The organism is Coleofasciculus sp. F4-SAH-05 (assembly GCF_040222985.1).
GTDB classification, from domain to species: domain Bacteria; phylum Cyanobacteriota; class Cyanobacteriia; order Cyanobacteriales; family Coleofasciculaceae; genus Coleofasciculus; species Coleofasciculus chthonoplastes.
On the sequence record NZ_JAVKBY010000096.1, the window covers coordinates 15,155 to 40,163 of the forward strand.

The window sequence follows — 25,009 nt, forward strand, 5'->3', positions numbered from 1 at the left end:
AGGGGGGGAAGTTTTGCCCCTTCGCTTCGCTAGACGTGCCATAGCGTGTCTGTAGGGGCGGGTTTCACTACTATCGTTTCTTACCTCACAACAAATGTAACTAAACCCGCCCCGACTGTGGGGGGATTGCGAAGAATACACATTTATTTAAAATTGTCAACCTGCTATGGCTTTAATTTTATAATTGAGGTTGACAAGAAGAAGGGGATAGAGGAAGAGAGCCAATTAGCTGTGTCACACCACGACAAGTTAGCTCAATTCGACTTATTCAGGTTTAACCGAAACAAAAGAAACTGCGTAATCTGTGCTTGATTAAAATTATCATCACTGACTAATACCAAACTCTGACTCCCATCTGGCAACCGTGAACCTAGGGTCATCCCTTCCAAATTATCTAAATAAATTCCCAAAGTACTCAAATCAAGGAGCAATTTTTTCTTCACCGGATCAAGGCGAGAAATATTCCCCTTGAGACTGGCAATATTAGATGTATCCGTCGCCCCACCCAGGGTTAGTTGATAAATTTGGGCGCTGAGTCCAAACAACCCATAACTCCGTTCTAAACTCAGAAAGTGACCTTCTGTATCTAATGCCACTAATTCCGATAAGCCATAATCAATTGTCCCTTTGGGGGCGGGAGCCAGTGGATACAAATGTTCCGCTACTAGCATGGGTGGCGCAATATCGCTGATTAAATAATGCAGCAGCCGAATTCGGGGAACCTCGTCTGAATCTGGGGGTAAACTATCTTGAATTAACGCGGATTCCGTTGCTGTAAATAGGCGAAAAGGATCGCCACTAGCCGCCGCTAAAGTAATTGGTTCTAAGGTTAATGCTTCAAAGCCTAGGTTCTCTTGTACGCCACGGGGAACTTGTTCTTCTTCTATCGTATTATTCGGGAGAAAACGATCAGGAATTCGCAAGCGTTGCAACGGTTGCCCCGTTTGGCGGTCAAATTCTTGAATAAAGGGTTCAATTCCCTGACTAGGAACCCCTTCAGTGGAAATAAATACGCCACCTTTACCGGATAGGGCGATGCCTTCGGGGTCAATGGTTCCCGCCGGATAGGGTTTGCCGTTTTCGTCTTTGAGAATGGTTACATCCTCCACGGTGACGGATTCAATCCCAATTTCTCCTGCCGAGTTGCGGTTAATCGTCAGCGCCAGGGTGTAAAATCGTGCGGGTGCGAGATTTGATCGATCATCGGACAGTGCCAAAAAACGATCGCGATCGCGATCATAGGAGAGGGCGGATAAGCCGCCAACGGGAGTATCCTCAAACCTCATCGGTTTGGGCAGTTGATACTCCGCCAAAAAGTCTAAGGATAAATCCAGAAACGTGCGCTGTTCGGCGGTTCTAGCGGTAGAAGGACTACAGCTCGTCGTCAACAGAGTCAACAGCGCGATCGCCACGACGAAGAGTCGAGATAATAGGCGGCGAAATCTATTGATTTTTAATGGTTTTTGTGTTATTGGCTGAATCATAAAAAATGTCAAACGTCTTAGGGTAAGGGGTTCCTGTAGAAACTATAAGTTGATTTTAAGCGTCAATGGTGATTACGTTGGCAGATAAAATAATAATTAATCAGACTTAAGCTCTGAACTAAAGTTCTCGAAGAGAAGCCACTTTGCGTCTATGGGCTAAAAGCTCACGTCCCGTTCAAACGGGTTAAAAGTCTTTAATGTAGTAAGCTTTAGCTTACTTTAGCTTAAAGATAAGAAATTTATTTCCTGGCTCTCCTTAAAACAGTGTTGCATCTTATACAGCTTAAATTAATGAGAAAAGTTCAACTACTCTTTTGCATAGCGACACTCTGGTTAGGGTTAAGTGGTGGAACATTAGCCCAACCCGCTGAAACAAATCCACCCAATCCCCTAGAACTCGATACCAGTGGTGATCCCCTGCTTCCCAATCCCCCCGTAGAACGCCCTTTAAGCCCCTTAGAACGCCGCCGATTGAGGGAAGATCTCAATCAACTGAATAATCAAGCCGCCGCAGAATTGAGGGCGGGAAATCTAGAAGAGGCGTTTGATATCTGGTATCGAGAAATTCGCTTACGGCGAGTCTTGGGTGGACGATTAGAAGAAGTCAAAACCCTAGGGCGGGTGGGCGAAATTGCCTGGAGTCGGAATGCGAAATCCCAGGTACAGTTAATTACTAAACGCTTAGAAACGATTCAGCAAAATGCTGAGGAAGAAGGAGAGTTAGATCCCGAACTTTTAGGTGCATTAGGTCAAGCTTATCGACAGGTACGAGTTCCCAGAAACGCCCTAGCTATCTATGAGCAAATTTTAGCCGATGCCCGTCAACAAGGTGATCGGCAAACTCAAGCCGAAACCTTAGAGACAATCGCCAAACTCCACTTAGCTTGGTTTGATTATCCCCAAGCCGCCGCCATTTATGAAGAATTACTAGCAATAGCTCAAGCAAAGCGCGATCGCGTGGCGGAAGTTAACTATCTACAAGAATTGCTCAACATTTATAAACAATCCCAGGAACCCGAAAATGCCCTGCGGATCAAGGAACGGTTAGTAGACAGTTATCTCAACCAAGACAATTATACTCAAATCCCTGCCCTACAAATTGGGATTGGTGCCGACTACGAAGCCCTGAATCAACCCGAACAAGCCTCTCAAAGCTACCAGGAAGCTTATGCACTCGCTTGGTCATCACAACAGTTGGCTTATGCCAGTGATGCACTCGAAAAATTAGCCCAACTCTATTTATCTTACGACCAACCCGACTATGCACTCCAGGTGTACGAAACATTGATTATTGTGGAACAACAGTCCTACAATTATTATGGCTTGATGCAGGCTTACGATCAAATGGGTCAGATTTATCTCGCCCAAAACAAGTATGCCCAAGCCTTAGAAGCTTTTCAAAAAGGTCTAGAATTAGCGCGATCATTGCAGTATAGAGAAACCCATTTTGCCCGTCAAATTGAGAAAGTTAATCAGGAGGAAACAAGTAATCAGTAATAAATCTGCCCTCGAAGAGCGTGAACAGTCAGTGATCAGGGTGAGTTTAGGAAATCTGTAGGGGCGGGTTTAGGGGCTAAAGTCAGCTATTCACTGATAAATGAACAACAAAACCCGCCCTCCCCTAAATGGACAACAAAACCCGCCCTCTTTCACAAGTAAGCTGATGTGCATTTAAATTGATTATTTCCTATTCCCTTTATGTCTACCAAATGTATCCTAGTCATTGACGATGAACCCAATCTTTGTTTAGTGATCCAAGCTTGCCTGGAAACGATTGGCAACTGGCAAGTAATCACGGCTGAATCCGGCAAGAAAGGACTACAGTTAGCCCAAACTGAACAACCTGATGCGATTCTCTTGGATGTGATGATGCCGGATATGGATGGGTTAACCCTATTGAAAGAGTTGCAAAAGTCTCCCAGCACTCAAGAAATTCCCGTGATTTTACTCACGGCAAAAGTGTTTAACAACAACATCACTCAATTTGATCAGTTAGGTATTGCTGGAGTTATTGCTAAACCCTTTGACCCAATGACGCTAACTAAGGAGGTCACTAAAGTTTTGGACTGGTCATAATGTAAGTATGTGGACACAACAAAAATTAACGGTAGAGATCGTCATTTGTCATTTGTCATTCGTAAAGGTTTGAGGACTACTCACCCTTAGAAAAACCCGGCTGATTCATAGAGACGCCGAAGAACAGCCATAATGCGATCGCCATAATTCAAGTCAGCGGACCACCGTCCGCTCAACTGCTGGATGAGGGGTGCAATTCCACGAGTGACAAAACGAAACCGGGGACTAACCACTTCTTGTACCAAAGGTTCTAAACTGGCGTAGGCTTTTAATTGTTGAATATGAGCGCGAACCCCTAATCGGGCGCTAGGGAATGTCGCTCCCTCCGGATCACCCCCAACTGATCCTAAGCCACCAAAGTTATTTTGACTAGGTTTCAAGTCGCCCCCAAAACGGAGGAAATTTGTTTCCACCATGGCTTGAGCAAACGCAATATCATAATTTACCCCTTCAATGGCGGCTTCTTCGCGGTAAAGCTTGGGTAAGTCAGGAAACTGAGCCAGGGCGTCTTCATTATTGGCTTTGAGGAACATCATTAACTGTACTTCTGACGTATTCCCATGTGCCATAATTCGGTCAAGTTGACCCGGACAAATTTGTAAAATTGAACGCAAAATTACCGTGCGCGTCGCCGCATCCCAACCGACGGAAATATTATAATCTCGCAATTCAATCGCTTTAACGTAAACCACTCCCCGATACTGAAGGCGGCGAATACCGGGAATCGTGGTTAAATCCACACCCAAGCGATCGGCTAAGTCAATGGGAATATAGGCATTGTTATTTACAATAATGCCTTGCTCTCCATAAGTTTGATTATTAATCTTGATATTAATAGCAGAATAGGTAACATCCGTTCCATTGCCCGGTTCCGTTCCCGAAACCGCCCGACTCCACGCCGCTAATCCATCCGCAATTCCTAACGCCATCTCGCGGCGGCGATTTTGAATAATAAACCGATCCTCTGGATTGGTGAGATAGCCAACCTCCATCAGCAGCGAAGGAAGAATCGTATCGCGGGTAAATGACAGAAAACCCATCCCTGTCGCCGTATCCTGCTTCGCGCCTCGATTTGGCAATTGAGGAAGACGGCGCAGCAAGGCGAGGAGGATCAGTTCCGCATGATTTTTGCGTTCAGTGTTATTGGCGATATAGTAAACCGCCGTCCCTCGGACACTGGGATTCGGGGAAGAACCCAGATGAATTTCCAGCGCTACATCGCCAGGGCGAGAACGCGCATTAATCCATTGGATCGATTCAGCTGAACTCAAGTCATCCGGAACAGAGAGAACCTCAAAGCCACGCGATCGCAACTCTGGGACAATCTGATCCCGCAGCAGAATCATCTGTTGAGCTTCCGTTGTACCGCCTGCGATCGCGCCTAGATCGCGCCCCCCTTGTTCAATTCCTCCGTGTCCGGCAGAAATAAAGATTCGTCCCATTAGTCACTTGTCCTCAGCACTGATCATTCGCACTCACTGCCATTAATCCAGAATAAGGATTTCGCAGTCTTTCGGCTAGTGCTTAACCGTATCAGTTTGCTATACCATCTGTCATAATTAAATTTAATGTGGTTTTCATCTCTGGAGCAGCTATGGCTAAACGCAAAAAGCACAATCTCCAATGGATCAAGGAAACCCTAGAGCTACAAGAAGACCACAACTGGACATCCAAGCCAGGACATCGGATCTTCGTAGCAGGGCGAGGAGCATTGCGCTTTGATGTTCCCGAAGATTGGCATTTTGAACCGGATACCAAATCGTTTCGGTTTCTGGACAGAAAGCCACCCAACGATGATTGTCGCTTAGAAGCCTCCTATAATCTACTCCCCCCAGGTGACTGGGCTGAATTTCCCTTAGTTTCTTTATTAAAGCGAGTCGTTCGAGATGATGAGCGGAATATAACTGAGCAAGGGGAAATTGTTGAACTCAAGCGCCAAACCGCCCGCATCGTCTGGACTCAATTCAAATTTATTGACCCTAACGAAAACCGCGACGCCTATTCCCGCATCTGTATTGGGTTAGGTTCTGGCGTTCAATGTTTGATTACATTTGACTACTGGGTAGATGATGCAGAGCGTCTGAACCCCGTCTGGGACACGGTGATGGACTCATTAGTGCTTGGGTTATTTATCCGCGATCCCAGAACCGGATTCGCCTTCCCAGATTAGTTCCTGCTTTTGAGATCTTTCAGATCGCCGACTTCTTCAAGAAGTCGGCGATCTTAGCCAGGGATCTTACTCATCCAGCAACAGTCGTTTGAAACCAACGCTATATTATCGAAAAGCATAAAGGTCAACTCAGTTGTATGTCTGCGAGCCGACAAAGCACAGAATTTATCATAGAAATTCCGTTAATCAGTATTCAGCTACTCCTACTTAGAATTGATGACGTTTTCTATAACCTCGCCCCCGCTCAATTTCATCTCTAAGTTCCTTGAGTTCTTTCAGATTCAACTTCTTGGTATAACAATTATGGTTATCCCCCAATACCATCTTGCTATAGCTCTGTAAACTCTCAATCCAAGGAAACTCAGTCATCCGGAAACGCCACGACACTCCCGGAAGCGGCGGTAAATTCAACGCCTCTCGCACCACGAAACGACCAATCGTAAATGCACTGGTATTAGGGTCCCAGGTATCGCCTTGCAGGTCAAGATCCCAGGTTCCAATCAAGTGAAAAACCTTGCGAGAACTCTTCAACTTAATAATCCACTGCACGCTAAACCGATGAGTCCGAAATATCTGGTCTTCCTGGGCTAACGATAGCTCCAAGATAGATGTATCCTGATCGGAAAATGAATTAGCATCCAGAGCTAATCGAATCGCTGCCAAGTTGTCAAGGGTAATCAACAGATTGTGACGGGGATTGTGTTGATTCAGGAGATACCAGGTTCCTACAGCACCGGGTGCGTCTCGTTCGACGGATAAAAGGACGATGGATTCATCAGCCGAATAAGTGCGCTCAAGAACCAGAAACGTTGGTTGGAAAGTTTCTGGTTTCTGAAAGATGCGGCGAATCCACCGAGTCAGCCATCGAAACCATTGTCGTAAACTCTGTTGCTTCACTGGTGTCGCGTTCTCAGGGGGGATATGTTAAAACTTCTCATCGACAATGGCTTGATCCGAAGTGCTAGCTCCATAATAGAGATGAGGAAAAATTTTTTGACCTCATCTTACTCAACCCATCCCTACCTAAGTTACGGGTTAACTCACAATTCCCTAATCGTTCAGACGTTTCTGCTCATCTCCCCCATCTCCCCCATCTCCCCCATCTTCCGCATTCCCTGACACCTCATCCCTCAATCCAGAAATTCTGAGTTAAAGTGAATTCTGAACTGACAAATTTTTCTCAACCCGAAGGTCAGTGTATGAACTCGTTAGTTGGTAAAACCCTACAGGGTGGCAAATACACTCTAGAGCAAGAACTAGGACAAGGGGGTTTTGGCATCACCTATAAAGCCACCCATCACTATTTAGGTCAGGTGGTGGTGATTAAAACCCTAGACGAGTCCATGCATCGTAACCCGGACTGCTCTCGGTTTCAGCGCCTATTCCAGGATGAAGCACGACGGCTAGCCTTGTGTACCCACCCCAATATTGTCCGAGTCAGTGACTTCTTTGTAGAAGCAGGGTGGCCCTACATGGTAATGGACTATGTAGACGGTCAGACCTTACAAGAGATTTTACATCCCGGAAAACCCCTCAGTGAAGCCACCGCCATTCATTACATCCACCAAATTGGTGACGCCTTAACCGTAGTCCATCAAAAAGGTTTACTCCACCGAGATATTAAACCTGCCAATATCATCCGGCGAGAAGGAACACACCAAGTTGTACTCATCGACTTTGGCATTGCACGAGAATTTAGCCTGAATACAACTCAAACCCACACTAACATGCTGTCTGAGGGCTATGCCCCCTTAGAACAGTATTTAATCAAAGAAAAACGCACCCCAGCCTCGGATGTTTACGGTTTAGCCGCCACTCTCTATACCCTGTTAACTGCCCAAATCCCCACACCTGCCGTTATCCGGGAGCGCCAACCCATGCCGGCTCCCCGTGACCTCCAACCCCAACTCAGTGCTGCCGTAAATCAAGCGGTCATGCGCGGGATGGCAATTGAGGCGCGTCATCGACCCCCATCGGTAGCCGAATGGCTGTCCCTGTTGCCAGATGTATCCTTTGAACCCAACCAGGAATTCGTCTCCCATCCTGTATCGACCACTAATGGCGCCACAATTGCTTTAACACCGCCACAGGAAGCCAGTTCCCGTCAGCGAGAGTCCCAACCTACTCAATATACGCCTTGGCATCGACGCTTAGGTGTTTCTCCCGTTTTACTAGGAGTGGGCGCTGTTATTGCTACAGGTTTAGTCGGATTGGGAACAATTTGGTATCAGTCTCAAAATCTGTCAACCCCACCAGCGGCTGAACCCTCATCCCCAGAGGAACCCCTAAATCCTGATACTGAGCTTAATGATAGTGAGGAAACCACTGAACCCAACCAGGGCAAAGATGACCCTTCCTCCAACCAGGAACAGAAACCCACTCGCCGCTCTTTTCCGGGATTCCCTAAAAAATCAAGTGATTCAGTTGAACCCTCTCCCTCGCCCACTCCTGAAAACCCCTCATCCGCTTCTGGAGAATCATCCTCCTCTGATGAGAAAAACTCGTCAACGTCAACACCTAAACCTTCACCGAACTCGTCCCCAGCATCCCAAAATCAATCTCAACCGGCGCAAGCGTCACCCTCTCCAGTGACTCCCAAGTCTGCTGAGTCATCTGAATCGGTCAGCGAACCCCCGTCTGAGTCGATTGGCGAACCCCTAGAAAACATGAAAAAAGCGCCGACTCCACCCGAACCACCCCTACCAAAGAAATCTGAAACTACTGAGGAGAATGAGCTATAGGCTGTCGCCTATAGCTCTCCCGAAGGGGAGCGTCGGGAAGGATAGCCTGACAATGAAGCGAAGCGGAGTTGTCAAATTTCATGCGTCGAATATATACTAAAAACGTGGCAAACGTAAAATAAATAGATGGCCCGTTCTACGCCTTTCTTTCGGGCAATGCACAGAGTAGACACCCATAGCTGGAATACGTTTTCTGGAAAAGCAAAAAACGAAAGCTTAAAAACAAGTTCTCACACCTTTTGAGAAAAGTATTAAAAAGTGGGTCTGGGCATCTTACTCACTATAAAAAGCTCGAATCCTACGCTCTAGAAATAGAGCTCATTATAGATGTAGTAGGTGGGAGAAGCCAGCAGCGTATACTTGTATCGCTGTCTGGAGTATGTCACGAATGACAAATAACGTAGCTTGCTTCTCGCGCTCTTCGAGTATGACAAATGACTAATGACTAATGACCAATGACAACCAATACGGTTTAGCCCTACATACCACCAGTCCTCAACTCGGATTAGCTATCAGTAATTTTCAGAACGATAATCGTGCGGCTACCTGGGATTTGGGACGAGATTTATCGACTCACTTCCATCAACACTTGAGTGAGTTTTTGCTCCCAAACGCTTGGTCAGATGTGGCATTTATTACCGTCGCCAAAGGTCCGGGCAGTTTTACAGGCACTCGTATTGGTGTGGTAACAGCCCGAACTTTGGCACAGCAACTGGATATTCCTTTATTTGCCATTTCCACCTTGGCAGCCGTTGCTTGGTCAGTCATGCTTCAAGGGAAAGAACACCTAGAAACCTCACACAAAAGAGCGATCGCGCTACAAATGCCTGCTCGACGGGGGCAGTTGTATACTGCAATCTATCAGCTATCTTCAGACGGTTCCAGCTTGACGCCGCTTGTACCTGATGCCGTGATGACACCTGATATTTGGCAACATGTCCTAGATCATCAAAACCTCCCCTATCAACTCATTGAGGTATCCGTTGATTTAGGAACTTGTGTCACCAGTGTATTAGACTTGGCTTATTTAGATTGGCAGCAAGGCAAGCGTCCTCACTGGTCCGATGCGTTACCGTTTTACGGACAGCATCCGGTTGAACCTAAGTGAGCCTGATCAACAACCAAAAACCCACACTATAATGTCAGCTTAGTGTGGGAAATTGAATAGAAGCATGATTCAGCTAGCTTGAAGCTAAGAGGCATGAAAAGCGCGATCGCTTCAGAGCTTTACTTAGCTTTACGACGACGGGTTAGAGCCAATGCTCCACCAATTAATCCTAAACCAGCCAATGTAGCTGGCTCAGGGATATCTGCCGTGATAGTAAAGTCGTTGAAGTCTTTATCGTCCCCGTTTCCTCGATCATCGAAGAGAATCGTGTACTTGCCAGCATCAGTTTGTCCAAAAATAAACTTTGCCTGTTCACCTTCATTCGGATTCGATGGATTATTCAATTTATTTGTTGACCAAACCTTACCACTGTTACCAGAGTCAAGCAGCAAACTATACTCTACGTCTTTCTCGAAGATAAACCAGTTTGTGCAAGAATCGGTACCGGGTGCGGTCACTGTTTCGGGACAAAGTCCTTTGAAATCCTCTGCTCCGGATATGAATGCCTCGTTCTCGGTAAACAGGGTATATACAGGTGTATCTTTATCGGTTGCTTCTACGATAAACAAGGTCGATTGGAACTTACCGTGAGATTCCAAGAACTCAAAATCAACTTTCGTATCGGTATCAAACAAAATACCCCCATTGCCAAATGAGGCAGCTTCTGCTGGCATCGCCGATAAAGCTAAGGCACTGCCAGCAACTAAGCCAAGGACTGTTGAAGTCTTTGCTAGATTCATGATTGAGTCTCCTAGGTGAACTTGAATCACTCATCATTCGCTCACTTAAATCTTGAATATGAGTTTTTAGAGTTGCCCACGGTAGAACTGGTTTGACGAGCTATCCTTAGTTGGTTGCTAATCGGGAGGTTATCGAAGCTGAATCGCCTTACCCCAAAGACAGTCGCTAGCTCTAGCCGATTTCTGCAACTCTAGCCGATGTCTACAATTGGATAGTGCTACGGATGGTATACATCCAAGTGCTAACACAGTGCTAACACGATTAAACAGATGGACGAATCATGAGTGACTGTTTACTGATCACTTTGACTATACTCTGAAGTCACTTAATCGGTTCAATTTGTGGGTTAAACTTATCAATTCTTTAAAAGAAATTCATCAAAAAGTTATTATTTATACATAATCAAAAACAATAGTTTACAAAACGAACTCGCTTAATTCTCTAACCTTAACTGTGAATTCGAGGTTCTGGGTAAAGCGTGCTAAGTAACTGACTTTCTATCGTCGCCAGTTCTGCTAGCCTCTGGTTGACAACCTCCCGCTCAAAATAGGTATCCGCTAGCACCCAATACACACCATAGTGACGCGCTTCAGATGTCATCAACTCTTGATAAAACGCGGCGAGTTCCGGGTCAGGGCAATGAGTTGCCAGTAAGCCCAACCGTTCGTGAGAGCGAGCCTCAATGAGAGCAGCCACCAGTAAAGAATCTAATAACCGATCCGGTTCATAACGACGAATCTGGGCTTTCAGTTTAGCACCATAAGGCGATGGAGAGAGGGAAGCTAGGGGAATACCCCGTCGTTCCAGCCATTGATTGACTTGTTCAAAGTGATCCAGTTCCTCACGCGCGATCGCGGTAAGCTGACGAACCAGTTGGGTACTCGATGGATAGCGAAAGATTAAATTCAGGGCGACACCTGCCGCTTTGCGTTCGCATTGGGAATGGTCGAGTAGAATGAGATCAAGGTGAGCTAGGGCTTGTTCAACCCAAGTCCAGCTCGTGGGTTGTTGGAGGGCATGAATCATTACCCAGGGAGAATCTAACACAGGTTTTGGTGACATCGAACTGTCTTGTGAATCACAATAGGGGGAAGATGATTAGGATAGAGACTGGGATTCGAGGAAACTGGTATTTATCCATGGCGTGCTGGATGCTAAGCGGAAAAGGTGTGAAATTCAGTCAACAACCCACCGTTAAATCGGAGTACCGATTATAACGGGGGCTTCTAAGATAGCCCGAGTTGACCCGACTCAGGCAGGAATGCCTAAGTTAGTGGCAAGTGTTTAAGTTCTTACCTACGGATGCGTAGCTAGTCTGTAGCTCTAAAACTCAAAAGTTAAACAGCCATCTGGGAGGCAGTGCTTTTGAGAAAGTACCGACCACTAACATTGTCTAAGCTAACATTACCGGAGTAATCCGAGTGGGTTTTGTAGGTTTCCCATCAAAAAACCTGCACTGTATTTCAGTTGAAAAACCAACCAGTTATGGATATATTGCCTAGACCACTTGTATCGAGGGGAGTCGAGATCTGCCCCCCGTTTCCTCCCACCACCAAGCTGAGTACAGCTATGGTGGAGACCTCCGAGAAGACAGATGAATTTCCTCTGAAACCCGGAAGATAGATGTTAGCACTTGTTTTAACTAATAGATAATAGAGTATCCTAAGCCTGAGAATCTTGCCTACCCCTGGTAAACATACCTCGGCACACAATAATCCAGCTTTTGGTAACCAAACTGGTGCAAGTAAACGTTTATGGGTGCTACTTATTATTTGACGACACGGATTTGGATCAATAAACAATGACTCACCGCCGGATTGTTATCGGTGACGTGCATGGGCACTACGATACCCTAATGACTTTATTAGACGCGATCGCTCCTGGTAAAGACGATCAGGTCTATTTTTTGGGAGACTTAATTGATAGGGGTTCCCAAAGCTCTCAAGTTGTTGAATTTGTCAAGCAAAGCCCTTATCCTTGCTTGCTAGGCAATCATGAGCAAATGCTCTTAGAAATCCTGGGTCAGGGAGAAATCTATGGTCCAGCCCTGCAAGCATGGCTCTATAGTGGCGGTCACAGTACCATCAATAGTTATGGTGAGAATGGTGTCCGCCAAGACCATATCGAGTGGATGCGTACCTTACCCACCCATATCGATTTAGGAGATACATGGTTAGTCCATGCTGGAGTTCATCCCCGTTTACCCCTGGAAAAACAAACGTCAGAACAATTTTGTTGGATTAGGGATGAATTTCATAGCATTCAAGAGCCTTATTTTACAGATAAGTTAATTATCATTGGTCATACGATTACCTTTACCTTGCCAGGAGTACAACCGGGACGAATTGCCCAAGGTCGAGGATGGTTGGATATTGACACGGGCGCGTATCACCCGAAAAGTGGTTGGCTCACAGGGTTAGACCTGACAAACTCACGGGTTTATCAAGCCAATGTTTTTAAACAACGGGTTCGCCAAATGCCACTTGGGGAGGCGGTGACAAGGGTAGAGCCTTCACAACTCTTACCACGTCGTTCTGTACTCCGTTCCTAGTGCAGTATGGGGAAGCTGGGGGAGCTGGGGATGCTGGGGATGCTGGGGGAGCTGGGGATGCTGAGGAAGATATCAGGGATAGCACATAGCACTATAGCAGGGGACGAATTTTGGCTTTGTAGGCATTTTCATCCAAACCATCACCGACAGTAGCTTCAGCCGGATCGATCGCCTGCTTCAAGGCATTAATGCGATCGTCAACACCTGGATGAGTGCTGAGGAAAGAGGGGACGGAACCGCTTTTCTGCTGGAGTTTTTCCATGAAATTTACCATGGCTGACGGTGCGTAGCCTGCTTTTTTGAGGATGTCTAACCCAACTTGATCCGCCTCAAATTCATCTTCACGACTATTGGGTAACCGCAGCGCCAAGTCCACGCCAATATTGACTAAGGTATTGCGATCTAGACCTGCGGCAACGGCTACTCCCCTAGCGATGGCGGTTTGGCGCATTTGTTGAATCATGTGTTCCTCTTCGATATGCCCGATTTCATGAGCAATCACACTAGCCAATTGAGCCTCATTGTCCGCCGCTTCAATCAAACCCGTGTTGAGATAAATAAAACCCCCCGTAGTCGCGAAGGCATTAATGCTGTCATCCTTAACCACCTGAAACGTATAGGGAATATTAGAGCGTTGAGTTTCTTTTGCCAATCGCTGACCAATCTGATCAATGTAGCGGTTGACACTGGAATTGCGATAGAGTTGGATCTGGTTTCTCACCAACTTCTGATTGATCTGCTCTCCGATCTCGACTTCCTGGCGATCAGAAATATTGGAAAGTTGGATAATCTGGACGCCTCGGAAAATCAGATCCAGCCAGGGAATTGCTTGACTCACCTGAGGTGTACCCACGATCAGGCTAAACGCTAAGATCGCTGACACATAAGGATATAATAAACGACGACGGTGACGATGAGACCAGAAGGAGAAAGGATTAACCATGGTACATAAAATTAAAATAGCTACAGTTCAGGTACTCAAACAATAGACGCTACTTATAGGGTATAAGTTGCCTCTTAGCTTCAACGTGTTCGCGGGAGTCCCCACCCTCAGCAGATCCTTCGCAGGCTCAGGAGGGTGGGGAGGGATAGCGGATTGCCGGAGGAACGGAGGCAATCAACCCTTCGACTTGGCTCAGGGTTAATCTTGAGGTGTTTCTTGGGATTTAATATAAGCCTTAACTCTCTCAATGGGAGCGCCACCAGTAGAAGCAACATAATAAGAGCCTGACCAAAATGCCGACTTAGTATAAGTTTTTGACAGTTCCACGGCAAAGTCTTTTCTGATAATTCAACTAGAGGCAGACTTCATGCTACCAATCAAAGATGATAGGTTGTTGTCTGGATGAAAGTCTACCAGTAAATGAACGTGATCAGCTTCTCCTGAAAACTCGACAAGGCGGCACTTTGTCTTAATACAGACATTTGCAAGCACCTCATGTAATCGCTCTAACATTCCCGATGTAATAATCTTGCGCCTGTATTTAGTCACGAACACTATATGCAGTTGAACAGAGAATACAGAATGAGAACCTTATACAAAGACAAAGAGTGTAACTGCATGACTTTACAAGCTACCTTAAAGCGCGTTGATTACGCATTTAATCGGTGGTTTAAAGGGTTAGCCAAGCGTCCTAAATACAAGTCAATCAAACATTATTCTGGCTGGACGTATCCGAGTAAAACAGGCTGGAAAGTGCATACTACTGGTGATAACGGTTATCTGGATTTAGCCGCTTGTAGTAAGCGCTGTCTTCACTTCTGGCACGCTTCGTGCCTACTACGAACCGAGATTATATCAGCCACATTCCAATTACGTCTGGCAATTTTGGTTATCCTGACATCCCAGAGGATAAGCTGAATTGTAGGTACTCGATCGCTTGCCAAACCAACTATACCGATTATCACGAACCTGTTGATATGTGCGATCGCCTAGCCATTTCATTCCAGGCATTGCTCGATATGCCGAGACGAATACCTCGCCCATAGGCAACAGACGCCCAATTTCCTCAGCCGCCTCACTCCCTTGCCACCGACGTTCCGGGGATGCCCCATCGATGAGAATCATGCCCATTTCGCAGTCTTGGGGAGTAATGCCAAAGGTTTCACAGGTGGCTTCATCCTGCATGGGAATGTAATCAAACTGCTGTCCTTGATCCAGATTTTCCAGAAGCTGCACTAACGTGACACAAAGATTGCAGTTGCCGTCGTAAATAACGTGATATTGCATCAAAGGGGTTAATCGCACTCCTTATGAGTTATCTTTATTTACTATACCTAATTTAATCTATTACTATAGGAGGATAAAAAAGATAATTTATCGTGTTAAATTAAGGGCATTTATATGTTCTATTTGATTAAATCCTGTAACCTAAGGGGATATTATTAAACTTAAGGGATTTGCGTAGAAGAAAATCGGTCAATCAGTATAAATATTCTAAATCCAAGCAAATCACAGTATCAGTGTAAAAAAATCACCAACCTAGTTTCGTTTATGTCTTTTGATGGATTCACCCAAAGCTTTTTTTTTGTAATCTAAAATTAGATTGCGAGAGTTGAACTCTCAAAGATAAAGATAAAGAAACAAGGAGACTATTCTATGAATCTCATCAAAATAGACAAGTTTTACCCCAACTATAAAGAACAGATTTTCGGTGGCGATGACATTAAAGGATATGATGTCTACTCTGATCGAGAAGAGAAAATCGGTGAAGTTCATGATGCTCTTCTGGATGAAAATGGTCGTTTCCGGTATCTAGTCATTGATACAGGCTTCTGGATCTTTGGTAAAAATGTCTTGTTACCTGTAGGTTATGCTCGGATGGACTATGACCGTCATCGGGTTTATGTGATCGGTATGACCAAAGCGCAAGCCGAAAGCTTACCGGAATACCATGACAACATGACCATTGACTACGACTACGAAGAACGAGTCCGGAACGTCTACCGACCAATGGCGGCTAATCGCTCGGCAGGAGCAACATCGGCTCAGGCGAAAACCTATAACCGCGACACCTACAGCTATGATCATGAGCCTGAACTCTACGCCACTACTGAGCAGGATCATAAAAATCTCAAGCTGTATGAAGAGAAACTAATTGCCAACAAAGACCGTTACAAGAGTGGCGAAGTTACTCTGGGTAAGCATGTGGAATCTGAAACAGCTCAGGTATCAGTTCCTGTAGAAAAAGAACGGGTTGTAATTGAGCGGAATAGTCCCTCTGAAGCCCGCGAAGTTCAACCAGGTACTGCTGATTTCCACGACGGTGAAGTTGCGCGTGTGGAAGTTTATGAAGAAGCAGCAAATATCGAGAAGAAAGCCTTTGTTCGGGAAGAAGTGGGTGTCAATAAAGAAGTTAAGCGTGACACCGTAGATGCCAAAGAAACGGTTCGCCGCGAAGAATTAGAAGTCAATGTAGATGGCAATCCTGTAGTCAAGGGTCGTCGGTAGAATTCTGAAAGCCATTGAATTTCACTGATTGAACTAAATGAATTGGTGGATACGGGGGTGGGCATTGCCCACCCTACTAGGCTGGCAAGCTTAAAGTTGTGGGTAAAATTTTTGCTGTTAATTCGGAAAAATCTATGGATGCTGAAGAGATAGTGAATAGTGATCTAGAACAGTCTGATCAGACATCAGAGATAGTCGAAGAAGACATGATTCGCTTGCTAGAAGAAAAGTTAGTCGTTAACCGCAGTAAGCAGAAAGTCGGTGAAGTTGTCGTTCGCAAAGAAATTGAAACCCGTGTGGTAGAAGTTCCTGTACGGCGGGAAAAATTAATTGTTGAACAAGTTGGTGAAGAACCGAAACAATTGGCAGAAATTGATTTGGGGAAGGGGAAAGTTACAGGTGTTCCCGATAGTGTAGAGACGAGTCCACCGACAACGACTACTGTCAACGGTGAATTTGTCTCGCCTAAAGCAGCCAGTGATCTTTTAGCCGCGATCGCGCTGCAAGATAATCACGGTTGTGTTAAAGTGCGTGTAGAGCTAGTGGTGGACAATCCAGAGCTTCAGGAAACTTACCAACAGATGTTTGATCGCTGTCGTGGCAGTAAATAGAAAGCAGGAATTGTACCGACATAACCGTGGAACGTCTGGGAGATGGGGAAGATAAGGGAGCAAATGACAAATGACGAATGACAAATGACAAATGACAAATGACAAATGACAAATGACAAATGACAAATGACAAATGACAAATGACAAATGACTAACTTTTATTGTGCCTACCTACTTATTAAATGACCCACTAAACCAAAATGGTCAGATGGGAAAACATTAGGACAATTCCGGGAAATAGGTTCTAATCCCAGGCGTTCAATGGATTCTGGCTGCCAACTTTGGGAAGCAGAACGGAGTAAGATGCGGTCAAAGCGGACTTTTTTATGTTTCTGTTTTTGCTGTAACCGCATGATATTAATATCCGTATCTTCTGTATAACCCGGTTCATTCTCTCTAAGAACTGCCCACAGATCTTGATAGCGAGGGTCAAGATTACGGTTTTCATCTTCCCAAGATGAACAAAAATTAAAGTCTCCCATGAGTACAGTATGATCGGACTGTTCCAATAGGGGAAAGATATCAGCAAGCTGTATGGCGCGGATGGATGCAAATTTCTTCTTGCTTTCTAAATGAACCGTAGCAATATTAAAATTTTGCCCATTAAGCTGCAATTCAGCACAGAGGAATTTGCGGCTCATTTGACTGATAAGTTCACAGAAAAATAACCGATATATAGGAAGCTTAGACAGCAAGAGAACGCCATAAGGATTTACTGTTGCTCCTGTGGTGTCGGAACTATAGTAATTCTTTCTAACCCAGTCTTGCTCTAAAATTAGTTTGAGAGAGGTTGGCGTAACCTCTTGCAACGCGATCGCGTCAGCATCACAGTCTTGAATAAGCTTCAGTATAGCTTCGTGGCGTTGTTGACGATAATAGTCGGAAAACCAGATATTATAGGTTACCAGTGTTAGTTCACTGATAGTTGTGTCACTGACAACATCGGTTGATTTAATCCAAGCTTGTTTTTCGGGATTAAACCTCTTGGGCTTGAGTTCTTGTAGGTCTGGAGGAATCTGAGGCTTGGCCATAAACTGCTTTCTCGTTAATTACTATTAGTCTAAGAGTAAGGATTTCCTTTCGTCAATAAACAGGAATTGCTGCTAATAACCATAAAAAAATCCGCTCTGTTTGAAATATAAATGATAAACGAGAATCCCTTTTTTACCTATTTCTGCCAGTCTTGGTGTCTTCGGTTACAATGGTTTCGGTCAATCTATAGGAGAATAGTTGTTCAAAACACGACCAGACAAAAATCTGTCTGTTGATAACGCTTGCTTTATGAAACCCCGAATCATCGTTTGTGGCTTGGGTCGCACTGGCTATCAAATTTTCTCACTATTAAAGCAACAGGGAGCCTCTGTAGTTGGAATTAGCGATCGCTTAGTCCCGGGTAACTGTCAGGATCTGATTATCGGCGATTTTCGGGCAGCCGCCACCCTACTCGCCGCTGGGATTCAGGAGGCGCAAACCCTAGTCATCACCTCTAGCGATGATGCCTTGAATCTAGCCATTCTCACCCAAGCCCGAGTCCTCAATCCTCGGATTCGGATTATTAGTCGGCTATTTAACAACAGCTTAGGCGATCGCTTGGATCAGATCCTGCCTAACCATGTTAGCCTCAGTGTTGCCGCGTTAGCCGCCCCTGTGTTTGCCTTTGCCGCGATGGGGAATCAAGCGATTGGACAACTGCGATTATTTAATCAAACTTGGCCCATTCACGAAGAATACATCCATGAGTCTCATCCCTGGAACGGGCGTCGGTTAAATGAGTTGTGGGAAGATCGATCGCGGATGTTGATCTATTATCGACCCGTCCAAGGGCAGGTGAGTTTGGTGTCAGCCGTTGTGCAAGGGCGAACCTTACAATCTGGCGATCGCATAATTGTTGGCACTCAACCCAATATCCGCAGCCGTCGGGGTTCTTGGCTACGCCGACTGTTTAAAGTGCTCACTAACCTGCGACAGTTCCAGCACCACGGTCAACCCATTCTCGCCGGAACTCTCGCCCTACTCCTAACCATTTTCATCGCCACACTCACTTATGTTAGCGTTCAGTTGAATACCTCAATCGTTGACGCTCTCTATTTTTCCGTGGGTATGATTACCGGGGCTGGCGGGAAAGAAGAAGTGGCAGAATTAGCACCTGATAGCATCAAAATTTTTACGGCGGTGATGATGTTAGTTGGGGCAGGTGTAATTGGGATTTGTTACGCCCTACTCAACGATTTTATTTTAGGTACTCGTTTTAATCAATTTTTGGATGCTGCCCGTGTTCCTAGTCGCCATCATTATATTGTTTGTGGCTTGGGGGGTATTGGTGTTCAGATCATTAATCAACTGCATAGTCATGGCTATGACGTGGTTGTCATTGAACCCGATACCCACAATCGATTTCTCGGTGTTGCTCGTTCCTTGGGAGTCCCCGTGATTATCGGTGATGCGAGTTTAGCGACCCATTTAAAAGCGGCGAATATCCATACAGCGGAAGCCTTATTAGCTGTAACCAGTAGCGATATGACCAATGTCGAGATTAGTTTAAGTGCCAAAGCATTAACGCCCAATTTACCCATCGTGGTGCGAAATCATGACCCCCAATTTGCCCGAGGAGTGCAGCAAGTTTTTAATTTTGAGGTGGTACTCAGCCCCACCGAATTAGCCACACCTGCCTTTGCCGCCGCTGCCTTAGGTGGGCGTATTTTAGGGAATGGCATGACCGGGGATACGCTTTGGGTAGCGTTGGCAACAACGATTACGCTGAAGCATCCGTTCTGTGGACGGCGGGTGAAAGATTTAACCCTAGATATTGAGTTTGTTCCCCTATATATTGAAACCCGAAATCAAAAGCTTCACGGTCTAGATTTATTGGAAACCGCGTTAGCGGCAGGTGATGTTTTATACTTGACCATGCCAGCGTCACAATTAGAACAGTTGTGGCGAGTCACCCCCTCTCAGTTGTTGGCGAGTTGAATCTGGGGAACCTGTAGGGGCTCACTTTCACTAATATCGTTTCTTATAGGTAGCGAAGGTGAAAACCCCCGTACTTCAGTCGGGGGATGAAACCGAATTTCGACAGGCTCAATTGCCGCAAGGCTTAACCCAACAGCTTTAGCTGTGATTAACACTCTAGAAGAGTTATGCTATAATGGTCGGCATAATCCTAAGAAAAGGACAATGATAGTTTTTGAGTTCAAGGTAAAAGCTAAACTAACTCAATACGCAGCCATTGACGAGGCAATTCGGACAGCGCAATTTGTCCAAAACAAATGCTTGCGATACTGGATGGATAACCAGGGTATCAATAAGTATGACCTCAACAAATATTGCAGTGTATTGGCGAAAGAGTTTAGCTTTGCATCTGAACTTAACTCTCAGGCACGTCAAGCATCAGCGGAACGTGCTTGGAGTGCGATTAGCCGTTTCTATGAAAACTGTCGGAACAAAACTAAAGGTAAAAAGGGTTTTCCTAAGTTCAAGAAAAACTGCCGTTCTGTTGAATATAAAACATCAGGATGGAAGCTATCGGAGAATCGGAAAGCCATTGCCTTTACCGACAAGAAAGGAATAGGACGACTAAATCTCAAAGGCACTTACGATTTAAACTTTTACCAGCTTGGCCAAATCAAGCGAGTACGATTAGTTCGACGTGCTGACGGATACTATGTACAGTTTGCAGTCAAAACCGATGTGCAAATAAAAACTCAGCCAACGGGGAGAGCTATTGGTTTAGACTTGGGAATCAAATATTTCCTGGCTGATTCTAACGGTCACACAGAGGAATCTCCAAAGTTTTACCGCCAATCGGAAAAGCAACTCAATCGAGCTAACCGCAAAAAGTCTAAGAAGTACCGGAAGGGAGCAAAACCACAGTCAAAAAACTATCATAAGGCAAGGAAACGATATGCTCGGAAGCATTTAAGAGTAAGTAGGCAGCGAAAAGAGTATTGCAAGCGAGTCGCGTACTCCGTCATCCAATCTAACGATTTGGTCGCCTATGAAGATTTGAATGTGAAAGGGCTGGTTAGAAATCGTCACTTGTCTAAATCTATTTCTGATGCAGGTTGGTCTACTTTTAGGCAGTGGTTAGAATACTTTGGTCATAAATACGGAAAGGTGACGGTAGCGGTTCCACCACACTACACCTCTCAAGATTGTCCAAAGTGTCACCATCGAGTTAAAAAATCCCTATCCCAACGAACACACGTTTGTGATAACTGCGGATATGTTGAAGATAGAGACATTGCCGCCAGCCTAAACATCCTGCAAAAAGGATTAAGTACGGTAGGGCATACCGGAACTTACGCTTGGGGAGACACACCCTCTTGGTCAGTTGGAACAATCCTGCTGGCTAACGGTGAGTCAGAGAAGAAGGTATCCCCCGCGTTTTAACCGGGGGAGTGTCAACTCACAAGGGATGTGACTAAACCCGCCAAAATCTAAGGCTAAAGCCCTTACTACGAACTGGTGTGACACAGCTAAAATGAATTGCACTGAAAATTTGCATTTTGAGATCGGCAAAACCATTGATATACCGTAGGGTGGGCATTGCCCACCAGCCTCATCTGAGCGTGCCATTCCAGCTCAAATAGTGGAATAGATTGTCGGTTGGGTTGACGCCTGTTACTAGGGCAGAATCTAGGGCTAAAGTTCCCTACCTACAAGCGAATCTAATCTATCAATTGAGGTGTGCCACGCCACTACGGAACTGGACAATCCCCTAGCGGCTCAACAGGCAATTGTGGTATAGAAATTGTACCATTATTTGCCGTTGTATCGGCTTTGAATGTACTGTCAAGATCGGTGTAATTTAGAGAGAAACCATTCTCGCTGGTATTATTACTCAAATCTAAACAGATAGTCGATTCTGGCTCAAGATTCGTCAGTGATCCAGTTTGTACTACAAAACCATTGGCATTATCAAGAGTACCTGGGTTTCCTGTAAATGTATTAAATCGGACACCGGCGAAAAGTTCAGACTGATCTTCTGCTAATATCAACGCACCAAAACGAGCATTGTCCATGACTGTATTTCTTTCCAGTAGTAACTGGAGCATTGAGTTATTGAGTGCGTCTATAAAAATGCCATCGGGTTGGGGGAAATTTAGGTCAACACCCTGAAAGCCATTCCTGTCAACTCGATTATCAGTAATTTCCAGTCTCAATGTGGCAGCTTCTTGAATGCTAACACCGATACCATGATAACCATTATTGAAGATCTCGTTATTGTCAATCGTGACTCCTAAACTTGAGTCCCCGATCATCAAGCCAGCAATCCCTAGCGTTTCATTATCAGAAATCAGGTTATTTTGGATAAGGACTTCTCCTTCAGCAGTCATCGTAGATTGTACAGTCATTCCCCGCCTCTGATTTCTAGCCAGGGTATTTTCGACAATCGTTACCCTTCCACGGGAATCATCCAAGAACGTGAAAATAATCCCATCAAACTGGTTGTTCAAAATAGTGTTGTTTGTAACATTAACTGTTCCCTGAGAATTATCACTCAACAATACATCAATTCCATTAAACTGATTTTCTGAAAGCGTATTATCTACAATCGTAACTATTTCATCGGAATCTGCGAATAATCCGATAACAATCCCATCTTCTTGATTGCCCCTAAGATTATTGTTAGTCATAGTGACTATTCCCTCAGAATTATCTGCTAGTGCCATAGAAATACCATCAAACTGGTTGTATGAAATTTCATTGTTGATGAGTGTGACCCTTGAATTAGAATTGCTGAATAGCTCAGAGAAAAGTCCGGCACTGCCATTGTTTTGACTTGTATTATCATTAATATTGAAATTAACATTGACAGCATTAGCTAATCTAAAGCCAATGCCGTTAAGGAGATTATCCGTAAGTATATTTTCCGACAGCGTTACTGTACTGTCCTCAGTATTAAACAGAGCAATACCCATCCCATCGCCTGTCGTATTGACAATCTGATTTCTGACCAGGTTTAGGTCAACCGAACCCGCCGTATTCCCAATAAAAAATCCGCTATTACCCAAACCACCTGTCGTATCAATACTATTATCGGTAACAGTGACATTTCCCGTAGCTTCAAGTAACACTATACCCGCTTGAGTTGAATTCGCGATCGCGTTATCCCGAATCGTGACTGTATCAATCTCCCTTCCCTCAATTCCAAACGTACCCGCATCGGGGATATAAAACCCAGATAGGGTGGTTCTATTACCCATTGTTACCGAAGCTTCTGCGCCTGGATTAATCGTGGGGAGTAACCCTGCACCGGATAGCGGTAATTGCACTATTCCTGTTTCTACAGTATCCAGTTGCTGAATTGGACCCGTAGATAACACCTGCACTCGATCAGGAATTGTAAACGGCGGAATCCCTGGATTGCTTCCGGGTTGTACATAAACAATATCATTACCATCAGATACCGTTTGAGCTAACCCATTCTCAACCCTACCAAACGGATTTTCAAACGTACCCTCTCCCCCCATTTCGCCCAAAACAATATGCTGAAATATATAAGGTTCATTAGTTTCCGGATTCGTGGCTGGCACTTCTTGAAAATCATCTTGATGATCAATCACAATCGCATTAGTTCGCTGTACCGATTCAGCGAATCGTGCCAAAACTCGATCATCTTCATCCGTTAACCTTTGGGGACGACTTCCGGGAAATGTAGCACCCACTGTAAACACTAAATTTGTGCCAAATAAATCATCATTTTGCAGGGACAAACCCAGATTAAAATTATCGGAAGGACGCGCTTCCAATCTCACTCGCCATCCCCATATCTCTGAAGTCCCTTCCGCATCATACCAATACAATCCCCCATAGCCGCGCAGATCCCCATCTGTAGCAATTCGAGCAAGTTTTGCGCCAACTTCTGCATCCCAACCTCCCATGGCGGCTTCTTTGTTTTGCCCCTGTTCTAAAATCAAGAAATTGCGGCGAAAGAAAATATCTCGAACTCCAGCATCACCAACTCCTTGGCGCGTATCGCCAATGGGTAAATAACCATTCACCCGAAAATCCCAAACAGTTCCTAAACTTTCTATGCCTAACCCCAGTTGGTTAAAGGTATTGTGACCTGTATGGCGGTTATCATAACTCATATAACCTCCCCAAATTCGATCGGAATTGGCACTATAGGTACGATATCCCAGGAGCAGATTACCCCCCAAATTGGCATCATCGTTATCCAGGAAGAGTCGCCCTTCTAGAAACGTCAGATTTTTACCTGGAGTTTGCAAAAGGGGAACAAATCCCTCTAGGCGGGTAAATCCATCAAATCCACCACCAGAACTCGTATGTCCAATTCCCAAACGGGGTTTGATTCTTAAGTTATCAGCCGTTTCGGATGCCGCCTCTGTCTGCGCTAGCACGGGTGGGCTAGAGATAGAGAGGAGAAATACACTGATTAATCCCAGTTTTGTGTTTTTCATTAGTCTGAAGGCAGAATTGAGGAGAGATATTCCGGTGGAACCTTTCTCAATTCTGGTGAATGTCTGTAAATTTTATATTTATCCATTTGTGATCTATGTCACTCCCTAACCTTATCACAGATCACGATTTGCTTTTTAGAAAAATCACAAACTATCTTTTAGCACGATCACAAAATTGATCTAGAAAATCATTCATAATGATGACAACAAAAATGAACATTTAATATTTTTGAAGTCAATGAACGTTACTCTGCCTCAGACACATATCGAAGATTTAGTGACTAAGGTTTTAATGAATCGCTGCATCACCTCCTCCGATCAGCAATTTTTAAAATGTGCTTTACTGTATAAAGATAGCTTAAAGGAACATGAACGAATTCTCATTGAACGAGTTTTTTATGGGATACGACATGGATTGCTGCAAATCCTTGAATCCACATCGGTTTAGCGATTGTTCGGGATAGATAAATTCAAGAAAGTTGGGCTGGGCGTGTTCCCACCGATAAAACCTTGTCCTCGAACGAAGTGAAGGAGCCGGAAGCGTAATCTGTAAAATTGCCACAAAGGAAGCCTACACCGTACCCGTAGGATCGGTGTAGGAGGATGTCACGAGTGTATTCTACCATTGGGCATGATAGTTCCGACTAAGGAG

At 45.0% G+C, this 25,009-nt stretch carries 21 protein-coding genes and 2 pseudogenes; 12 read left to right on the plus strand and 11 right to left on the minus strand.

The features are described 5' to 3' along the window. Nucleotides 1-254: 254 nt before the first annotated feature. Complete coding sequence (locus tag RIG27_RS12040) at nt 255-1,412, minus strand: esterase-like activity of phytase family protein (protein ID WP_446345477.1); 1,158 nt, start codon at nt 1,410-1,412, stop codon at nt 255-257. Nucleotides 1,413-1,775: 363 nt separating this feature from the next. On the opposite strand from RIG27_RS12040, the gene RIG27_RS12045 reads away from it, so the two are divergent. After that, the gene (locus RIG27_RS12045) at nt 1,776-2,981 is read left to right on the plus strand and encodes a tetratricopeptide repeat protein (protein ID WP_446345393.1); all 1,206 of its coding nucleotides are present in this window, start codon (nt 1,776-1,778) and stop codon (nt 2,979-2,981) included. Nucleotides 2,982-3,182: 201 nt separating this feature from the next. Next, on the plus strand, nt 3,183-3,560 hold the full coding sequence (locus RIG27_RS12050) for a response regulator (RefSeq protein ID WP_446345395.1): 378 nt from the start codon (nt 3,183-3,185) through the stop codon (nt 3,558-3,560). Between the two features lie 86 nt (nt 3,561-3,646). Here RIG27_RS12050 and tftA read toward each other — a convergent pair whose 3' ends face one another. Further along, nucleotides 3,647-5,002, minus strand: coding sequence for a hormogonium tapered terminus morphoprotein TftA (gene tftA / locus RIG27_RS12055; protein WP_446345397.1), 1,356 nt, complete (start codon nt 5,000-5,002; stop codon nt 3,647-3,649). A gap of 152 nt (nt 5,003-5,154) precedes the next feature. Between tftA and RIG27_RS12060 the strand changes: the two genes are divergently transcribed. Then, nucleotides 5,155-5,730, plus strand: a complete 576-nt coding sequence (locus RIG27_RS12060) for a hypothetical protein (protein ID WP_446345398.1) — start codon at nt 5,155-5,157, stop codon at nt 5,728-5,730. A gap of 207 nt (nt 5,731-5,937) precedes the next feature. On the opposite strand, the gene RIG27_RS12065 is transcribed toward RIG27_RS12060, so the two are convergent. Beyond that, nucleotides 5,938-6,627 carry a hypothetical protein gene (locus RIG27_RS12065; protein WP_446345400.1) on the minus strand — a complete coding sequence of 230 codons (690 nt, stop codon included), beginning with the start codon at nt 6,625-6,627 and terminating at the stop codon, nt 5,938-5,940. A 302-nt stretch (nt 6,628-6,929) separates the two neighbouring features. Between RIG27_RS12065 and RIG27_RS12070 the strand changes: the two genes are divergently transcribed. Both RIG27_RS12070 and tsaB read left to right on the plus strand, forming a co-directional pair. Next, a complete protein-coding gene (locus RIG27_RS12070) occupies nt 6,930-8,471 on the plus strand; it encodes a serine/threonine protein kinase (protein WP_446345402.1) in 1,542 nt (513 codons plus the stop codon). 448 nt (nt 8,472-8,919) lie between these two features. Further along, nucleotides 8,920-9,579: a tRNA (adenosine(37)-N6)-threonylcarbamoyltransferase complex dimerization subunit type 1 TsaB gene (gene tsaB, locus RIG27_RS12075; RefSeq protein WP_446345404.1), complete on the plus strand. Its 660-nt coding sequence runs from the start codon at nt 8,920-8,922 to the stop codon at nt 9,577-9,579. 119 nt (nt 9,580-9,698) lie between these two features. On the opposite strand, the gene RIG27_RS12080 is transcribed toward tsaB, so the two are convergent. Both RIG27_RS12080 and miaE read right to left on the minus strand, forming a co-directional pair. After that, nucleotides 9,699-10,319, minus strand: a complete 621-nt coding sequence (locus RIG27_RS12080) for a PEP-CTERM sorting domain-containing protein (RefSeq protein WP_446345406.1) — start codon at nt 10,317-10,319, stop codon at nt 9,699-9,701. A gap of 448 nt (nt 10,320-10,767) precedes the next feature. Continuing rightward, on the minus strand, nt 10,768-11,382 hold the full coding sequence (gene miaE, locus RIG27_RS12085) for a tRNA isopentenyl-2-thiomethyl-A-37 hydroxylase MiaE (RefSeq protein ID WP_446345408.1): 615 nt from the start codon (nt 11,380-11,382) through the stop codon (nt 10,768-10,770). A gap of 739 nt (nt 11,383-12,121) precedes the next feature. Between miaE and RIG27_RS12090 the strand changes: the two genes are divergently transcribed. After that, complete coding sequence (locus RIG27_RS12090) at nt 12,122-12,871, plus strand: metallophosphoesterase family protein (RefSeq protein ID WP_446345410.1); 750 nt, start codon at nt 12,122-12,124, stop codon at nt 12,869-12,871. A 91-nt stretch (nt 12,872-12,962) separates the two neighbouring features. Here RIG27_RS12090 and RIG27_RS12095 read toward each other — a convergent pair whose 3' ends face one another. Continuing rightward, the gene (locus RIG27_RS12095) at nt 12,963-13,814 is read right to left on the minus strand and encodes a M48 family metallopeptidase (RefSeq protein WP_446345412.1); all 852 of its coding nucleotides are present in this window, start codon (nt 13,812-13,814) and stop codon (nt 12,963-12,965) included. A gap of 198 nt (nt 13,815-14,012) precedes the next feature. Beyond that, nucleotides 14,013-14,402: pseudogene (gene tnpA, locus RIG27_RS12100) on the minus strand (IS200/IS605 family transposase); the annotation flags it as partial. Nucleotides 14,403-14,432: 30 nt separating this feature from the next. Between tnpA and RIG27_RS12105 the strand changes: the two are divergent. Continuing rightward, nucleotides 14,433-14,606: pseudogene (locus tag RIG27_RS12105) on the plus strand (RNA-guided endonuclease InsQ/TnpB family protein); the annotation flags it as partial. Between the two features lie 78 nt (nt 14,607-14,684). Here RIG27_RS12105 and RIG27_RS12110 read toward each other — a convergent pair. Beyond that, entirely contained in the window at nt 14,685-15,101 is a 417-nt protein-coding gene (locus RIG27_RS12110; RefSeq protein ID WP_446345479.1) for a thiol-disulfide oxidoreductase DCC family protein, read from the minus strand. 369 nt (nt 15,102-15,470) lie between these two features. Between RIG27_RS12110 and RIG27_RS12115 the strand changes: the two genes are divergently transcribed. Further along, nucleotides 15,471-16,322, plus strand: a complete 852-nt coding sequence (locus tag RIG27_RS12115; RefSeq protein ID WP_446345414.1) for a DUF2382 domain-containing protein — start codon at nt 15,471-15,473, stop codon at nt 16,320-16,322. 134 nt (nt 16,323-16,456) lie between these two features. Next, the gene (locus tag RIG27_RS12120) at nt 16,457-16,933 is read left to right on the plus strand and encodes a DUF2382 domain-containing protein (protein WP_446345416.1); all 477 of its coding nucleotides are present in this window, start codon (nt 16,457-16,459) and stop codon (nt 16,931-16,933) included. Here RIG27_RS12120 and RIG27_RS12125 read toward each other — a convergent pair. Together RIG27_RS12125 and RIG27_RS12130 are read right to left on the minus strand one after the other, a co-directional pair. Then, nucleotides 16,894-17,073, minus strand: a complete 180-nt coding sequence (locus RIG27_RS12125; protein WP_446345418.1) for a hypothetical protein — start codon at nt 17,071-17,073, stop codon at nt 16,894-16,896. The genes RIG27_RS12120 and RIG27_RS12125 overlap by 40 nt on opposite strands. 27 nt (nt 17,074-17,100) lie before the next feature. After that, nucleotides 17,101-17,964 (minus strand): endonuclease/exonuclease/phosphatase family protein, encoded by an 864-nt coding sequence (locus RIG27_RS12130; protein WP_446345420.1) that lies wholly within the window; start codon nt 17,962-17,964, stop codon nt 17,101-17,103. A gap of 250 nt (nt 17,965-18,214) precedes the next feature. Between RIG27_RS12130 and RIG27_RS12135 the strand changes: the two genes are divergently transcribed. Both RIG27_RS12135 and RIG27_RS12140 read left to right on the plus strand, forming a co-directional pair. Beyond that, complete coding sequence (locus RIG27_RS12135) at nt 18,215-19,903, plus strand: potassium channel family protein (protein WP_446345422.1); 1,689 nt, start codon at nt 18,215-18,217, stop codon at nt 19,901-19,903. Nucleotides 19,904-20,107: 204 nt separating this feature from the next. Next, a complete protein-coding gene (locus RIG27_RS12140; protein ID WP_446345424.1) occupies nt 20,108-21,322 on the plus strand; it encodes an RNA-guided endonuclease InsQ/TnpB family protein in 1,215 nt (404 codons plus the stop codon). A gap of 308 nt (nt 21,323-21,630) precedes the next feature. Here RIG27_RS12140 and RIG27_RS12145 read toward each other — a convergent pair whose 3' ends face one another. Continuing rightward, nucleotides 21,631-24,357, minus strand: coding sequence for a right-handed parallel beta-helix repeat-containing protein (locus RIG27_RS12145; RefSeq protein WP_446345426.1), 2,727 nt, complete (start codon nt 24,355-24,357; stop codon nt 21,631-21,633). A 238-nt stretch (nt 24,358-24,595) separates the two neighbouring features. Between RIG27_RS12145 and RIG27_RS12150 the strand changes: the two genes are divergently transcribed. After that, the gene (locus RIG27_RS12150; RefSeq protein ID WP_446342641.1) at nt 24,596-24,805 is read left to right on the plus strand and encodes a hypothetical protein; all 210 of its coding nucleotides are present in this window, start codon (nt 24,596-24,598) and stop codon (nt 24,803-24,805) included. Nucleotides 24,806-25,009: the final 204 nt, after the last annotated feature.

Coding starts and splice junctions, on each gene's coding strand:
- RIG27_RS12070 (WP_446345402.1), top strand. CDS start 6,930: ATGAACTCGTTAGTTGGTAAAACCCTACAGGGTGGCAAATACACTCTA.
- RIG27_RS12060 (WP_446345398.1), top strand. CDS start 5,155: ATGGCTAAACGCAAAAAGCACAATCTCCAATGGATCAAGGAAACCCTA.
- RIG27_RS12150 (WP_446342641.1), top strand. CDS start 24,596: ATGAACGTTACTCTGCCTCAGACACATATCGAAGATTTAGTGACTAAG.
- RIG27_RS12130 (WP_446345420.1), bottom strand. CDS start 17,964: ATGGCCAAGCCTCAGATTCCTCCAGACCTACAAGAACTCAAGCCCAAG.
- RIG27_RS12110 (WP_446345479.1), bottom strand. CDS start 15,101: ATGCAATATCACGTTATTTACGACGGCAACTGCAATCTTTGTGTCACG.
- RIG27_RS12145 (WP_446345426.1), bottom strand. CDS start 24,357: ATGAAAAACACAAAACTGGGATTAATCAGTGTATTTCTCCTCTCTATC.
- RIG27_RS12050 (WP_446345395.1), top strand. CDS start 3,183: ATGTCTACCAAATGTATCCTAGTCATTGACGATGAACCCAATCTTTGT.
- tftA (WP_446345397.1), bottom strand. CDS start 5,002: ATGGGACGAATCTTTATTTCTGCCGGACACGGAGGAATTGAACAAGGG.
- RIG27_RS12090 (WP_446345410.1), top strand. CDS start 12,122: ATGACTCACCGCCGGATTGTTATCGGTGACGTGCATGGGCACTACGAT.
- RIG27_RS12135 (WP_446345422.1), top strand. CDS start 18,215: ATGAAACCCCGAATCATCGTTTGTGGCTTGGGTCGCACTGGCTATCAA.
- tsaB (WP_446345404.1), top strand. CDS start 8,920: ATGACCAATGACAACCAATACGGTTTAGCCCTACATACCACCAGTCCT.
- RIG27_RS12115 (WP_446345414.1), top strand. CDS start 15,471: ATGAATCTCATCAAAATAGACAAGTTTTACCCCAACTATAAAGAACAG.
- RIG27_RS12140 (WP_446345424.1), top strand. CDS start 20,108: ATGATAGTTTTTGAGTTCAAGGTAAAAGCTAAACTAACTCAATACGCA.
- RIG27_RS12095 (WP_446345412.1), bottom strand. CDS start 13,814: ATGGTTAATCCTTTCTCCTTCTGGTCTCATCGTCACCGTCGTCGTTTA.
- RIG27_RS12045 (WP_446345393.1), top strand. CDS start 1,776: ATGAGAAAAGTTCAACTACTCTTTTGCATAGCGACACTCTGGTTAGGG.
- miaE (WP_446345408.1), bottom strand. CDS start 11,382: ATGTCACCAAAACCTGTGTTAGATTCTCCCTGGGTAATGATTCATGCC.
- RIG27_RS12120 (WP_446345416.1), top strand. CDS start 16,457: ATGGATGCTGAAGAGATAGTGAATAGTGATCTAGAACAGTCTGATCAG.
- RIG27_RS12080 (WP_446345406.1), bottom strand. CDS start 10,319: ATGAATCTAGCAAAGACTTCAACAGTCCTTGGCTTAGTTGCTGGCAGT.